The sequence below is a fragment of the Synechococcus sp. Nb3U1 genome, from assembly GCF_021533835.1.
Taxonomy (GTDB): Bacteria; Cyanobacteriota; Cyanobacteriia; order Thermostichales; family Thermostichaceae; genus Thermostichus.
In genome coordinates this window covers 379,707-393,232 of record NZ_JAKFYQ010000001.1, presented here as the reverse complement: position 1 = coordinate 393,232, position 13,526 = coordinate 379,707, and the positions used below count along the sequence as shown (strand labels likewise).

Annotated in this window: 13 protein-coding genes; 8 read left to right on the top strand and 5 right to left on the bottom strand. The window is 55.4% G+C overall.

From position 1 onward, the window contains the following. Positions 1 to 39: 39 nt before the first annotated feature. Together urtD and urtE are read left to right on the top strand one after the other, a co-directional pair. The gene (gene urtD, locus L1047_RS01790) at positions 40 to 807 is read left to right on the top strand and encodes an urea ABC transporter ATP-binding protein UrtD (RefSeq protein ID WP_235276958.1); all 768 of its coding nucleotides are present in this window, start codon (positions 40 to 42) and stop codon (positions 805 to 807) included. A 40-nt stretch (positions 808 to 847) separates the two neighbouring features. Then, positions 848 to 1,600, top strand: a complete 753-nt coding sequence (gene urtE, locus L1047_RS01785; protein ID WP_235276956.1) for an urea ABC transporter ATP-binding subunit UrtE — start codon at positions 848 to 850, stop codon at positions 1,598 to 1,600. Positions 1,601 to 1,720: 120 nt separating this feature from the next. Here urtE and L1047_RS01780 read toward each other — a convergent pair whose 3' ends face one another. Both L1047_RS01780 and biuH read right to left on the bottom strand, forming a co-directional pair. Further along, positions 1,721 to 3,265, bottom strand: a complete 1,545-nt coding sequence (locus L1047_RS01780; RefSeq protein ID WP_235276953.1) for an ABC transporter ATP-binding protein — start codon at positions 3,263 to 3,265, stop codon at positions 1,721 to 1,723. Positions 3,266 to 3,420: 155 nt separating this feature from the next. Continuing rightward, the gene (gene biuH, locus L1047_RS01775; protein ID WP_235276951.1) at positions 3,421 to 4,113 is read right to left on the bottom strand and encodes a biuret amidohydrolase; all 693 of its coding nucleotides are present in this window, start codon (positions 4,111 to 4,113) and stop codon (positions 3,421 to 3,423) included. Positions 4,114 to 4,283: 170 nt separating this feature from the next. Between biuH and mnmH the strand changes: the two genes are divergently transcribed. Next, a complete protein-coding gene (mnmH, locus tag L1047_RS01770) occupies positions 4,284 to 5,351 on the top strand; it encodes a tRNA 2-selenouridine(34) synthase MnmH (RefSeq protein WP_235276949.1) in 1,068 nt (355 codons plus the stop codon). On the opposite strand, the gene L1047_RS01765 is transcribed toward mnmH, so the two are convergent. Both L1047_RS01765 and L1047_RS01760 read right to left on the bottom strand, forming a co-directional pair. Further along, complete coding sequence (locus L1047_RS01765) at positions 5,335 to 6,138, bottom strand: M55 family metallopeptidase (protein ID WP_235276947.1); 804 nt, start codon at positions 6,136 to 6,138, stop codon at positions 5,335 to 5,337. The genes mnmH and L1047_RS01765 overlap by 17 nt on opposite strands. Positions 6,139 to 6,201: 63 nt before the next feature. Then, positions 6,202 to 6,921, bottom strand: a complete 720-nt coding sequence (locus tag L1047_RS01760) for a DUF554 domain-containing protein (protein ID WP_235276945.1) — start codon at positions 6,919 to 6,921, stop codon at positions 6,202 to 6,204. 185 nt (positions 6,922 to 7,106) lie between these two features. Here L1047_RS01760 and L1047_RS01755 point away from each other — a divergent pair, with 185 nt between their 5' ends. Further along, complete coding sequence (locus tag L1047_RS01755; protein WP_235276943.1) at positions 7,107 to 7,631, top strand: GNAT family N-acetyltransferase; 525 nt, start codon at positions 7,107 to 7,109, stop codon at positions 7,629 to 7,631. A gap of 3 nt (positions 7,632 to 7,634) precedes the next feature. After that, a complete protein-coding gene (locus tag L1047_RS01750) occupies positions 7,635 to 8,339 on the top strand; it encodes an esterase/lipase family protein (RefSeq protein ID WP_235276941.1) in 705 nt (234 codons plus the stop codon). 41 nt (positions 8,340 to 8,380) lie between these two features. Here L1047_RS01750 and eno read toward each other — a convergent pair whose 3' ends face one another. Beyond that, complete coding sequence (eno, locus tag L1047_RS01745) at positions 8,381 to 9,664, bottom strand: phosphopyruvate hydratase (RefSeq protein ID WP_235276940.1); 1,284 nt, start codon at positions 9,662 to 9,664, stop codon at positions 8,381 to 8,383. A 143-nt stretch (positions 9,665 to 9,807) separates the two neighbouring features. Between eno and L1047_RS01740 the strand changes: the two genes are divergently transcribed. From L1047_RS01740 to L1047_RS01730, 3 genes are all read left to right on the top strand, one after another. After that, complete coding sequence (locus tag L1047_RS01740) at positions 9,808 to 10,455, top strand: peptidylprolyl isomerase (protein ID WP_443081672.1); 648 nt, start codon at positions 9,808 to 9,810, stop codon at positions 10,453 to 10,455. A 29-nt stretch (positions 10,456 to 10,484) separates the two neighbouring features. After that, positions 10,485 to 11,783 (top strand): gas vesicle protein K, encoded by a 1,299-nt coding sequence (gene gvpJ, locus L1047_RS01735; protein ID WP_235276939.1) that lies wholly within the window; start codon positions 10,485 to 10,487, stop codon positions 11,781 to 11,783. A gap of 89 nt (positions 11,784 to 11,872) precedes the next feature. After that, complete coding sequence (locus tag L1047_RS01730; protein ID WP_235276938.1) at positions 11,873 to 13,453, top strand: NAD(P)H-quinone oxidoreductase subunit N; 1,581 nt, start codon at positions 11,873 to 11,875, stop codon at positions 13,451 to 13,453. Positions 13,454 to 13,526 lie beyond the last annotated feature (73 nt).

Here is a 13,526-nt window from a genome sequence, read left to right as displayed (position 1 = left end):
AAATGAATGTTTAACCCCTAACTTTGGATGTAGGTACTCATGTTAACTGAAGCCCCTCCTGCCACTCGACAAATTCTACAAATTCAGGATCTCACCGTCAGTTTCGATGGCTTTAAGGCCCTGAATGGCCTGAAATTTTCGCTAGATGAAGGGGAATTGCGGGTGGTGATCGGCCCGAATGGAGCGGGTAAAACTACCTTCTTGGATGTCTTGACAGGCAAGGTCAAACCTACTAAGGGGCGTGTCCTATTTAAGGGGAAGGATCTGATCAAGCTCAAGGAATATCAAATCTCGATCTTTGGGATCGGTCGCAAGTTTCAAACTCCACGGGTCTATCAAAATCTCAGCCCACGTCAGAATTTGGAATTGTCTTTTAACCCCAATAAAGGGGTGTTCTCCACTTTACTTGGCAAGCGAGCTTTAAGGGATAAAATTGATGCCTTACTAGAAACGATTGGCCTCACCCACAAAGATCGGATCCCGGCAGGTTTGCTCTCTCACGGGGAAAAACAATGGCTAGAAATTGGCATGGTGATTGCTCAGGATCCCGATTTGCTGCTGCTGGATGAATGTGTAGCTGGGATGACGGATAAAGAAACAGAGGCCACAGGAGAACTGATCCAATCTCTAGCCCAAGATCACACAATTGTGGTCATCGAGCATGATATGGTGTTTGTCCGGCAAATTGCTCGGAAAGTGACTGTGCTGCATCAAGGGGCGCTGTTGTGTGAGGGCAGTTTTGAGGATGTAAAGAACGACCCACGGGTCATCGAGGTTTATCTCGGATCCCACAAAGCCAAAGGATAAATATCAATTTCTGATTAACCCTATTATGGAAGCAAGGCAAATGAATACAGAAGAAGCCACCGCGACTCGAAACATGTCCCAGAATAGCTCTAGACCTCTACTAGAGGTTTCCAATCTGAAGGTCTACTATGGGCAAAGCTTAATTGTAAAGGATCTCTCCTTCAAGATTTTTCCCGGCCAAGCGGTTTGCCTTCTCGGTCGTAATGGCATGGGTAAAACCACCACCCTAAAAGCCCTAATGGGGCTTCTGAAAGACTGTACGGGCAGCATCACTTTCAATGGGGATCCCATCGCCCACTATCCCCCTAACCTACGGGCCTGTGCCGGGATTGGCTACGTGCCTCAGGGGCGAGAAATCTTTCCCCGTTTAACTGTAGAGGAAAATCTCTTGGTAGGTCTAGAGGCTGCTCCCCACAAAGCAAGAGTTGTCCCGGAGTTTATTTATGAGTTGTTCCCAATTCTGCGTTCTTTTCTCAAGCGACTCGGAGGAGATTTAAGCGGTGGACAACAGCAGCAACTGGCCATTGCCAGGGCCTTGGTAGCGGATCCGAAGCTGCTACTTTTGGATGAGCCCACAGAAGGGATCCAGCCCTCTATCATTATCGAGATCGAAGAAGCAATCACCCGCATTAAACAAGAGCGGGGGGTTGCGGTACTGTTAGTAGAACAGTATTTCGAGTTTGCCCAGAGCCTAGCCGATTATTTTTATCTAGTAGAAAACGGAGCCTTGATTATGGAAGGCTTTACCAGCCAGATGGACGAAGAAAAAGTCCGTTCTCACCTCTCGGTTTAGGATTGACTGGAAAGGAGTACCCGAAAGACATCCCCCGACATTTTGATCTAGTTGATCTAGATTTGACCTGGTTTGATTGATCTAGACTAGATTTGATCAAGGCACTCCCTTCTTCTACCGCTAGTGACCGCCCATCTTGTGGCCAATCTCCTTGAGATCCGCACTGCCGATGGGACTTTCGTAGACGAATTGACCTCCCGCCATCACCACCAAGCGATCGGAAAGTTTCAGCAGTTCATCCAGATCTTCGCTCATCAGCAAAACGGCAACCCCCCGGTTGCGGGCATCCACAATTTGGGAATGAATGTAGTCTACTGCCGCAAAATCTAGGCCAAAACAAGGGTTCGCAGCAATCAAAATTTGCGGATCCCCGGATAATTCCCGAGCCAGAACCGCCCGCTGCACATTGCCACCCGACAAGTTGCCAATCGGGGTCTGGGCGGTAGGTGTTTTCACCTTAAATTGCCCGATCAAGGCCCGGGCAGAGCGCCAAATTTCTTGCCAGATCAACATCCAGCCTTTCGCCATCGGATCCCGGTCGTAACAGCGCAGAGCCAGGTTTTCCCCAACGCTCATATTGGGGATTGAGGCATTTCTCAAAGGTTCCTCCGGCAGGCAGCAAACTCGGTGACGCACCATTTCTGCCCGGGTTGCCGTATACAGTTGTCCATTCACCTTGATTTGACCCCCCGTGGCCATCCGCTGCCCCGCCAGAACCTCCATCAATTCCCGTTGGCCATTGCCGGAAACCCCTGCGATCCCGACGATCTCACCGCCATGAACTGTTAAGGTTACCCCCCGTACAGCGGGCAAGCCATTGTCTTTATCGGCATGGATCCCTTCAATTTGCAGGAGGGGGGATCCCGTTTCGCCTAGGGCTTTTTCCAGTTGCACCTGCACCCGTTGCTGGCCCAGCATCATCTCAGCCATCTCTGCTGTAGACAGATCCTTCACCTCACCGTGGCCGGCCAATTTTCCACGCCGCAACACCGTCACCTCATCGGCAAAGGCATTCACCTCCCGAAATTTGTGGGTAATCAGCAAGACGCTCAATTCTCCAGCTTCCACCGAACGACGTACAAGGCCCAAGACTTCGTCGGCTTCCTCGGGGGTGAGAACAGAAGTCGGCTCATCCAAAATCAGGATTTTGGTATTCAAATAAAGTTGCTTGAGAATTTCTACTTTTTGTTTTTCTCCTGCTGCCAAATCGGAAATAGAGGCCCGTAAGTTCACCTGAAACGGAGCTGTTTCCATGAAGGCAGCCAACTTTTCTTGCTCCTCTTTCCAGTTGATTACCAGCGGTAGATCAGGACGGGCCAACACTAAGTTTTCCGCCACGGTCATGGCAGGTACAGAGGTGAAATGTTGGTATACCATGCCAATGCCGTAGTGGTAGGCATCGCGTGGACTGTTGATGGCACGGGCTCGTTTGCCAATACAAATATCCCCAGAGTCGGCATGATAAAAGCCCATGATGCACTTAACCAAGGTGCTTTTACCGGCTCCATTTTCTCCCAGAAGGGCATGGAAGGATCCCGGCCTTAGCTTCATGGAAACGTGGTCTAGAGCCACCAGGGATCCAAATCGTTTGGTAATGTTGACGGCTTCCAGTTCTGGAGGGGCTTCTTGGGTCGTGGAGACTTGGGATCGGGCGGTGGTGGTCATGGATGGAAAGATCTCCTGAGGGGATTATCTGGTGGGTGACAAGGACGGTACATGAATTGAATTTGAGGAGCTCTAAAAAATGGTCTAAATCAATGGTCTAAATCAAGCAGGGCTTGCTTGAGGATTTTTACTGGGCTCCAGAACAACCTTGAGCTTCACCCCTCAACTCCCTTGAGTATCTCGAGCAAAGCCGCAGAACTGGCGACTGCTCCGAAAACACCGCCTTGCATCTGTATCATTTTCAGAGCCGCGAGATAATTTCCGTAGTCTGTGGCACCTGTGCAATCGGACAGCAACAAACATTCATAACCACGGTCGTTGGCATCCCGCATGGTGGTGTGGACACACACATCGGTGGTAATACCCGTCAGGATTAGGTTTTGGATGCCTTTGCGCTTCAGGATCAAGTCCAAATCGGTGGCGTAGAAAGATCCCTTGCCGGGTTTGTCGATGATTACCTCTCCTGGAAGGGGTGCCAATTCGGGGATGATCTCCCAGCCTGGCTCCCCTCGGATCAAAATGCGCCCACATGGGCCGGGATCCCCGATGCCTGCCCCAATGCGTTGACTGCGCCAGCGTTTGTTTTCCGGCAGATCTGAGAGATCGGGACGATGACCTTCGCGGGTATGCAAAATCAAAAAGCCCTTGTCCCGCATCACCGCCAAAACTCGACGAATCGGCTCGATTGGGGCACGGGTGAGGGAGAGGTCGTAGCCCATTTTGTCCACATAGCCGCCAACGCCGCAGAAATCCGTCTGCATATCGATGACGATCAGGGCGGTATTGTCGGGCCGTAGGTCGCCATTGTAAGGATAAGGGTAGGGTTCTGCCGCAACGTAGGATCCCATGGCACCTCTGGCGAAAGAATGGATCATCTGGTCGCAAATTGGGGTGATATTACTCTAGGGTTGCCCAATCCTTCTCGCAAGGTGAATCTTGAATCTGGAGCAAGGATCCCTGGCCAAGTCCCAAGACCTGCCAAGATAAAACAAAGTTTGCCATTTTTATCTCTGGGCTTGTGTCTCCCCCGATTCAATTCACGGCAGAACCTTGGTTCCACAGCTATAGCGAAATCATCGATGTGCGCTCTCCGGCGGAGTTTGCGGAGGATCATTGGCCGGGGGCGATTAATCTGCCGGTTTTGGAGGATGCGGAACGGGCGGAGGTGGGAACGCTCTATAAGCAGGTGGATCCCTTCACGGCCCGCAAACGGGGGGCTAGCCTGGTGGCTCAGAACATCAGCCGCCACTTACAAACTCATTTTGCCGAGAAAGACCCTGACTATCGCCCCTTGATCTACTGCTGGCGTGGGGGGCAGCGCTCCGGCAGTTTAGCCCTGGTGTTGTCCCAGGTGGGCTGGCTGGTCACGGTGGTGGAAGGAGGATACAAGACCTACCGAGCTTGGGTGCGCAGGCAGCTTCAGACCCTACCGCAACTGTTTACTTACCGGGTTTTGTCTGGAGCAACGGGGAGCGGCAAAACGCAGTTACTCCATCAAATGCGGGTGCAGGGGGCACAGGTACTGGACTTAGAGGGGTTGGCCCGTCATCGGGGATCCCTACTGGGGGCAGAGTGGCAGTTGCCACAACCCAGTCAAAAGGGGTTTGAGAGCCAGCTGCTGCAAGCCTTTTTGGGCTGGGATCCCACCCGGTTGGTGTGGGTGGAATCGGAAAGTGCCAAGGTAGGCCAGCTCCATCTCCCACCCACCCTTTGGCAAGCCCTCACCGAGGCCGATTGTGTGGAGGTACGCCTACCCATGGCCGAGCGAGTGGCGGGGTTGATCGCCCACTATCCCCACTGGATCGAGCATCCGCAGGTGTTAAAACAGAAACTGCTGCCCTTAAAACCGCGCTACGGGAAAGCCCGTTTGCAACGGTGGTTTGAGCTGATCGAGAACAAAGATTGGCCCTTATTTGTGCAGGAGCTGCTGGAGCAGCACTACGATCCCACCTATCAGTATGGGTTGCAGCGAGATTTTAATCGCATCTGCACTCGGATTGAGCTGCCCGACCTCTCAGAGAACCGTTTGAAAGAGGCCGCCAAACAGTTGCTAACCGACGCCTCCCTGGCTAGCTCAGCACGATGAACTCCAGGGCCCGCAACACCTCGAACCAATCGGCAACCTCCAGATGAACCGTAGAATCCGAAACCAACTGGCAACCGGGATAAAAAGACTTGCGATAGGCGCGGGTAGGCTCTTTGTAGTCCACTTCCAGGAGAAAGTGAGCCGGGAGTGGGCGAGGTTGATACTCCTTTAACTGCCTCAGGGATCCTTCTACCCCTTGTCGGATGGCTTGTATAGCGCGCTGCGGATGCTGGGCAATCACCGATTGGCCAATCCCTGTGTGGGTGATTACAGTTTGAATTTTAGGATCATAGGCTTTGGCAGCGGCACACAGATCGGCATCTCCGGACAGAAAAACCACCGGGATTCCTTCGTAGGCGGCGGTGAAGCTGACCAAATGGAACTCGGCAATGCGTTGGCCATTCAGTCGGATTTGGCTCACTTCGGTGGTGTAGGTGTGGGCGAGGGGGTTGGCACCGGATCCGGCAGGGGAATGGTAGCCAATCAGGATCAAAGCATCGTAACTGCGATCCAACTCCTGCACCATGCAGTAGGGGTGCCCGCTCCAGCCACGGATCAGGTGTACCGCCTCGGGAAGTCGGTCAGGGATAAGATTACGCCCAGAATCATGGGCATCTTTGACGGTGATATGGGTGGCTCCGGCAGCCAGGGATCCCTCGCAAGCGGCAATGACTTCACGGGTCATTTGCTCCCGAAACAGCTCATAGCCCGGTTGGCCGATGGTGGCTTCATCCCAATGGTCGATGGCGGTGATCCCCTCGATATCGGCGCTGATATAAACTTTCATCCTGATGCTGACCTCTGGGACAGTGCGGGGCTAGGAACGACCTGCGGTCTACCCGCCGATTAGCTAAAAGTTTAGATCCCAGACCGTCAGCAATCCCACCAGCAGCTCCACGATCAGCAGAGCTGGCAATAGATTCCCCACCCGCAGGCGTGTCAGGCCGAGCAGGTTGATGCCGATACCCAAGATCAGGATCCCGCCGGTGGCCTCCAAAGCCGCGATCATCTCTGGGCGCAGTAGGGGCTGCAACTGCCGCGCCAACAGAGCCACTCCCCCCTGAAACAGAAGCACCGGCACAGCGGAAAACAGGGTGCCCCAACCGAGGCTGGTGGTAAAGGCGATGGTGGCAATCCCATCTAAGGCCGCCTTGATCAACAACAGCGAGGGATCCCCGAGGCCATCCTGAATGGATCCCAGCAACGTCATGGGGCCGACCACAAACAGGATGCTGGTGACGACGAAGGCTTGAGTGATTGGGCTGGAGCCAAACCAGCAGCTCATTTGTTTTTCTAGGGCTTGCCCAACTCGCTCGAAGGCGGCTTCGATGTTGATCCACTCCCCCAACACCGCCCCCAATACTAGGGCAATCAAGACGGTCACCGACTGGGCAGCACTGCTGAGGGTGAGGGCCATCTGGATGCCCAAGATCAATACTAGGGATCCCAGTGCTTGCAACACGGTTTGGCCGATTCGTTCCGGCAGACGGCTGCCCAATCCCCAGCCAATGGCGCTACCCACCATAATGGCGAGGGTATTTACAAGCGTACCGGTGCCAGGAAGAGCCATAGTCTGTTTATAGAGCCGTAAGAGTAGATCTTGTCCTTCCTTTCAGTCTCTGATGAAGACCGGCCCCAAGCCTGCGCAGAAGCACCTGTTCAGGCCCAGATCCGGCTTTTCCTCACCCCAATCCTGGCTATACTAATGACACGCCTGCCAAACTCAGATGTAGGCTTTCATTCCGCATTATCCAAATGAGCTTTTGGAAGGGCCTGTTCGGGGCAACAGAGACAGTTTCGGCGAAGGAGTTGACGCGAACAGCCAAAGCCAGTCATCGCCAGGAAGCGGTGGCGGTGAGGGGGGAGTCGATCCTGTTCAGCCTTGATCCGGATCTGGATCTGTATGAACTGGAGGAGCTTTGTGATGCTGTTGGGTGGTCGCGCCGCCCTATTCACAAGGTGAAAAAGGCCCTGCACCATAGTTTTTTGGTGGTATCGATGTGGCAGCAGCGGGGCAACTATCGCCGTTTAATTGGCTTTGCCCGTGCGACTTCCGACCACGCTTTTAATGCCACCATTTGGGATGTGGTGGTTCACCCCGATTTTCAGGGCAAAGGCTTGGGGAAAGTGATGATGGAAAAGGTGATCCGCGAGCTCCGCGCCCAAGACATCAGCAACATCACTCTGTTTGCCGATCAAGGGGTGGTCAGCTTTTATGAACGGCTGGGGTTCACCCCGGATCCCGAAGGGATCAAGGGCATGTTTTGGTACCCGCGCTAGCCCATGAATCCTTTGCCAACGGTGATTTTGCCCGGTTATCTGGCGGGTGCCCTGGAATACGAGCCTTTGTGCCAAACTCTGGAAGCATGCGGTTTTCCGGCACGGGTGGTGCCTTTGCGGGTGCGCAGTTGGCTGCCAACGGTGGGAGGAAGGCCGATCACCCCCATCCTCAAGGTTTTGCATACCACCCTGCAACAGACACTGCAGGAGTTTGGCACTAAACAGGTCAACTTGGTGGCCCACTCAGCGGGCGGCTGGATTGCGCGTATCTACTTAGGATCCGTACCCTACTGGGGGCAGGTGTGGGGGGGGCGAGATCAGGTTGCCACGTTGATCAGCCTGGGATCCCCCCATACCAGTCAAGAACGCTGGACAAAGCGCAATTTGGACTTTGTCAATGATCACTATCCCGGCGCTTTCTGGCCGCAGGTGAACTACATTTGCGTGGCGGGCAAAGTCATTCGGGGGCAGCAATTGGGGCTGGGATCCCTGCGGGAGAACTACCTCACTTGGCTGGCCTACAACAGCTATCTGCTCACCGCCGGCCAAGGGGAACTGTGGGGGGATGGCATCACCCCGATCGAGGCCGCCCATTTGCAGGGGGCTACCAACATCACCTTGCCCGATTGTTACCATTCCGGGCGGGGCGGACGGCGCTGGTATGGCACCCCCGAAGTGGTGGAAGAGTGGGCCCAGTATTTGCTCTAGCTCACCCGAGAATCCCGCACCTGCCGTTCCTAGAGCTCAGTTCAGCTATTTTTCAAGCCTAATCCGGCCCGACCGGCATAGATGGCCGCCTCTCCCAGCTCATCTTCGATGCGCAGCAACTGGTTGTACTTGGCAATACGTTCGCTGCGACAGAGGGATCCGGTTTTGATCTGTCCGGCCCGGGTGGCCACCGCCAAGTCGGCAATGGTGGTATCTTCGGTTTCGCCGGAGCGATGGCTGATCACTGACCGAAAACCCGATTGGGTGGCCAGTTGGATGGCGGAGACGGTTTCCGTGAGGGTGCCGATCTGGTTCAGCTTGATCAAAATGGCGTTGGCGGCAGCACTGTCGATGCCCTTCTGCAGACGGGTGAGATTGGTAACAAACAGGTCATCCCCCACCAATTGCAGCCGGGATCCCAACTGGGCATTCAGGGCTTGCCAGCCGGCCCAATCCTCTTCCGCCAAGCCATCCTCAATGGAGAGAATCGGGTAGTTGTCCAGCAGTTGCTCGTAGTAAGTCACCATCTCCGCGGCGCTGCGGACTTTTCCCTCAAAGTGGTACTGCCCATCCTGCAGCAGCTCGTTGGCGGCTACATCCAGCGCCAGGGCGATATCTTCCCCCAGTTTGTAGCCCGCCTGCTCGATTGCTGTGATCAACAGATCCAAAGCCGCGGCATTGGAGTCGAGGTTGGGGGCAAACCCGCCTTCATCCCCAACACTGGTGGTCAGCCCCTTCTGGTGCAACACTTTCTTCAGTACCGCAAATACCTCCGCCCCGTAGCGCAGCGCCTCTCGAAAGCTGGCTGCCCCGATGGGCACGATCATGAATTCTTGGATATCGACGTTGTTGTCGGCATGGGCACCGCCATTGAGCACATTCATCAACGGCACCGGCAGCAAATTGGCAAAAGGCCCACCCAGATACCTGTAGAGGGGCAGGCCCACTGCATCTGCTGCCGCCTTGGCTGTTGCCAGGGAAACCCCCAAAATGGCGTTGGCCCCCAGGCGAGATTTGTTGGGGGTGCCATCCAGGTCGATCATCAACTGGTCGATTTGAGCCTGTTCTAGGGCATCTTCCCCCTGTAGCTCCGGTTGAATTTCACTGAGAATGTTTTCCACCGCCTGCAATACGCCCTTGCCATCATAGCGGTGCGGATCCCCATCCCGCAGTTCGTGGGCTTCAAAGGTGCCGGTAGAGGCCCCGCTGGGAACTTGTGCCAAGCCGGTTGCCCCATTGGCTAAGCCCACCAGGGTTTCCAGGGTAGGTCGTCCTCGGGAGTCGAGGATCTCATGGGCGGTGATCCACTCGATGGCAGTTTCCACAGTTACACCTCAGTGACGGCCAGACGGACTCTGGCAAAAACCAGATCCCCACACAGATTAGTAGATCCCCGCACAGGATCCCATTAGCCTCCAGAAAACCTTAAGAGAGGGTAGGATAATCACGGAGCGTTCTTGCAAGTGACATGCGCGTGCAACCTAGGATGGCCCACCTGTTAAAGCTGACGGTGCTAATGGTGTTGTTTTGGGTGGGGTTAAGCATTCTTCCCGTCTCGGCTAGCCCGCATTCTTCCTATGATTTGCTCCTGGCACAACAATTGGGCAAAGAAGTGAAAACCTACGACAGTCCCCCTCCGATGGTGATCGACCCGGCTAAGTCCTACACGGCCACCCTGGAGACCACCGCCGGAACGATGACGCTGGAACTGTTCCCGCAAGAGGCTCCCCTCACCGTCAACAATTTCGTCTTTTTGGCCAATGAGAATTTCTACGATGGGGTGATTTTTCACCGGGTGATTCGGGGTTTCATGATCCAAGGCGGGGATCCCACAGGTACCGGACGCGGTGGGCCGGGGTATCGCTTTCAGGATGAGCCGGTGCAGCGCCCCTACAATCGTGGCATTTTGGCCATGGCCAATGCTGGACCCAACACCAACGGCAGCCAATTTTTCATCATGCACGCCGACTATCCCCTCCCCCCCAACTACACGATCTTTGGGCAACTGATCGAGGGGGACGAGGTGCTAGATGCCATCGCAACCGCTCGCACCGGACCTCAGGATCGCCCGGTAGCTCCGGTGGAAATCAAGTCCGTGACCATCTCAGAATCCTGAGCGAGCTGCTGCTCTAGGGGGCCTCACCCATGCACCCCCGCCTTTTGGCTCTAGATTTTGATGGGGTGATTTGCGATGGGTTGGCGGAGTATTTCGCCACCGCTGTTCGGGTTTGCCAGCAGATTTGGGGGCTTGCCGATGCCCAGTTGGATCCCTTGCGTCCCGCCTTTGATCGCCTACGCCCTTTGATCGAGACCGGCTGGGAAATGCCCTTGCTGGTGTGGGGGTTGCAGCAGGGGATCCCAGAGCCGGATCTGCGGCAGGATTGGCCCACCCAGCGGCAGCAGTTGTTACAACAATCCGGGATCCCTCCGAACGCCTTGGCCCAAACCCTGGATCAGGTGCGGGATGAGTGGATGGGCTCGGATCTACAGAGTTGGCTGGGGTTGCATCGGTTTTACCCTGGGGTTGGAGCTTGGTTGCGCCAGATGAGGACTGCCGGGGATCCACGCCTGGTGATCATCAGCACCAAAGAGGGGCGGTTTATCGAGCAACTGCTACGGGGGGAAGGGATCCAGCTACCGCGCCACCACATTTTGGGTAAAGAGGTACGTGCCTCCAAATCCACAACCTTGCAACGGTTGCTCTCGGCAGCCCAACTGCCTGCTGCCGATCTGTGGTTTGTGGAGGATCGCCTGCAGACCCTGGAGCAGGTCAAAGCGGTACCCGCCCTGCAGGATTTAGTTTTGTTTCTGGCCGGTTGGGGCTATAACCTGCCGGAAGAACGCCAACAGGCCGCCTGCGATCCCCGTCTGCATCTGCTGGAGTTGGCGCAACTGTCTCAGCCCTTCGATCACTGGATCTCGACTCCGGCAGCAGATCCTTTGCCCCGCCTTTCCATTACCCCTGCTCAACCGGAAGAGCTGAGCCAAATGGCCCCGTCGGGATCCCCGCTCATCCATTCCCAGGAGCGACCGGAGGCAGGTTTGGCCTCGCTGGTGCTGACTTTGGTGGAACTGTTGCGGCAGCTCATGGAAGCCCAGGTGGTGCGCCAAATGGAGGCAAATCGCCTCTCGCCAGAACAAATTGAACGGGCCGGTACCAGCCTGCAAACCCTACGGGATCAGATTTGGCACATTTGCGACATTTTTCAGATTGACCCCGCCGACTTAAATGTGGATCTCGGGGATTTGGGCACCCTCTTGCCCCGCAAAGGGGACTACTACCCTGGACAGCCCCACCGCGAAGGATCCCTATTGGAACTCTTGGATCGGCTGATCAACACCGGCATTGTCATCGACGGAGAAATTGACCTGGGGTTGGCCCAGTTGGATCTGATCCATGCCCGTCTGAAATTGGTGCTCACCTCTAGTGCCAAGCTCTATTGAGACGATTGAGAGATACAAATGAGAGCGGGAAATAAATCGCGGTATGCTGGGGGCAGTCCACTTGTAATCTCTCTTCATAGATTCTCCTTATGGACATCTTTGCCCCAACCGCAAGTTTGCATGCCGGTGCCATTTGGCCGGAGGTAGTCGTCACTCTCACCCTCCTGTTGGTGCTAGTGGTGGACTTGGTGGGCGGCTCATCCGTTCGCAAAAGCCTGCCGGTTCTATCGATCTTGGGCCTAGTCGGGGCTTTGGTCACTCTAGTTTTGCAGTGGCAGCAGCCGCAACCGGAGAGCTTTTTGGGGAGCTTCGCGGCAGATCCCGTCAGCATTTTGTTCCGGGGCTTGGTGGTGGGTACAGCTCTGCTGACGGTGATGATGGCGGAGCGCTACATTGTCCAGTCGGGGACGGCCACCGGCGAGTTTTATGTGTTGTTGCTCACGGCTACCGTGGGGGGCATGTTCCTCTCGGGTGCTACCGATCTAATCATGGTCTTTGTTGCCTTGGAAACTCTGGGCATCGCCAGCTACCTGATGGCCGGCTACACCAAAAAAGATCCGCGCTCCTCGGAGGCGGCCCTGAAGTATCTCTTGATCGGGGCCAGTAGCACGGCAATTTTCCTCTACGGCATGTCGCTGCTCTACGGCCTGTCGGGTGGGCAAACCCATCTGGAGGCGATCGCGCTGCACATGGGGGATGCGGGCCTGGTGGGGATCATCGCCTTGGTGCTCTGCATTGGGGGCATCGGCTTTAAGTTGGCAGCGGTGCCCTTTCACCAGTGGACGCCCGATGTTTATGAGGGATCCCCAACTCCGGTGGTGGCCTTCTTGTCGGTGGGATCCAAAGCGGCAGGGTTTGCCCTGGCGGTGCGGTTTTTGGCAACGGTCTTCCCAGCCATGACGGAAGAGTGGCAGGCCGTTTTATCGGTGTTGGCGATTTTGACTATGGTGCTGGGAAATGTGGTGGCAATCACTCAAACCCGTCTCAAGCGGCTACTGGCCTATTCCTCGATTGGGCAAGCGGGCTTTGTCCTGATTGGGCTAGTGGTGGGCACAGAAGCGGGCTACGCCAGTTTGATTTTCTACCTGTTGGTCTACCTGGTCATGAACTTGGGGGCCTTCTTGTGCATTACCCTGTTCAGCCTCAAGACCGGCACCGACGAAATCAACGAGTACAGCGGCCTCTACCAGAAGGATCCCTTCCTCACCCTGTGTTTGAGCATTTGTCTGCTCTCGCTGGGGGGGCTGCCTCCTCTAGCGGGCTTCTTCGGCAAGCTGTATCTATTCTGGGCCGGTTGGCAGGCGGGCGCCTATACCCTCGTGTTGGTGGGGTTGGTCACCAGTGTTATTTCGATCTACTACTACGTGCGGGTGGTGAAAACAATTGTGGTCAAAGAGCCGCAAGAGATGTCGGTTTCGGTGCAAAACTACCCTGAGACCAACTGGCAAGAGGAAGGCATGCAAGCTCTACGGGTCGGCATGGTATTTACTCTGGTGGCAACCATCTTTGCCGGGATCCTCTCCAACCCCTTGTTTACTCTATCCACCCAGGCGGTGGAGCAAAGCCCATTCTTGGGGTTCCCGACGGCACAGGCTCCCACTTCAGAATCAACCCGTCTCCAGGCTAGGGTGGATGGGGCTTTGGGGGCTTTCACAACCGCCGATGGTTGAGCCCTTCTAGTCGCGCAGGTTGAAGTTTTCCCAACCCACTGGGTCATAGGGAGCCCTCGGCTGAACCTTTGCG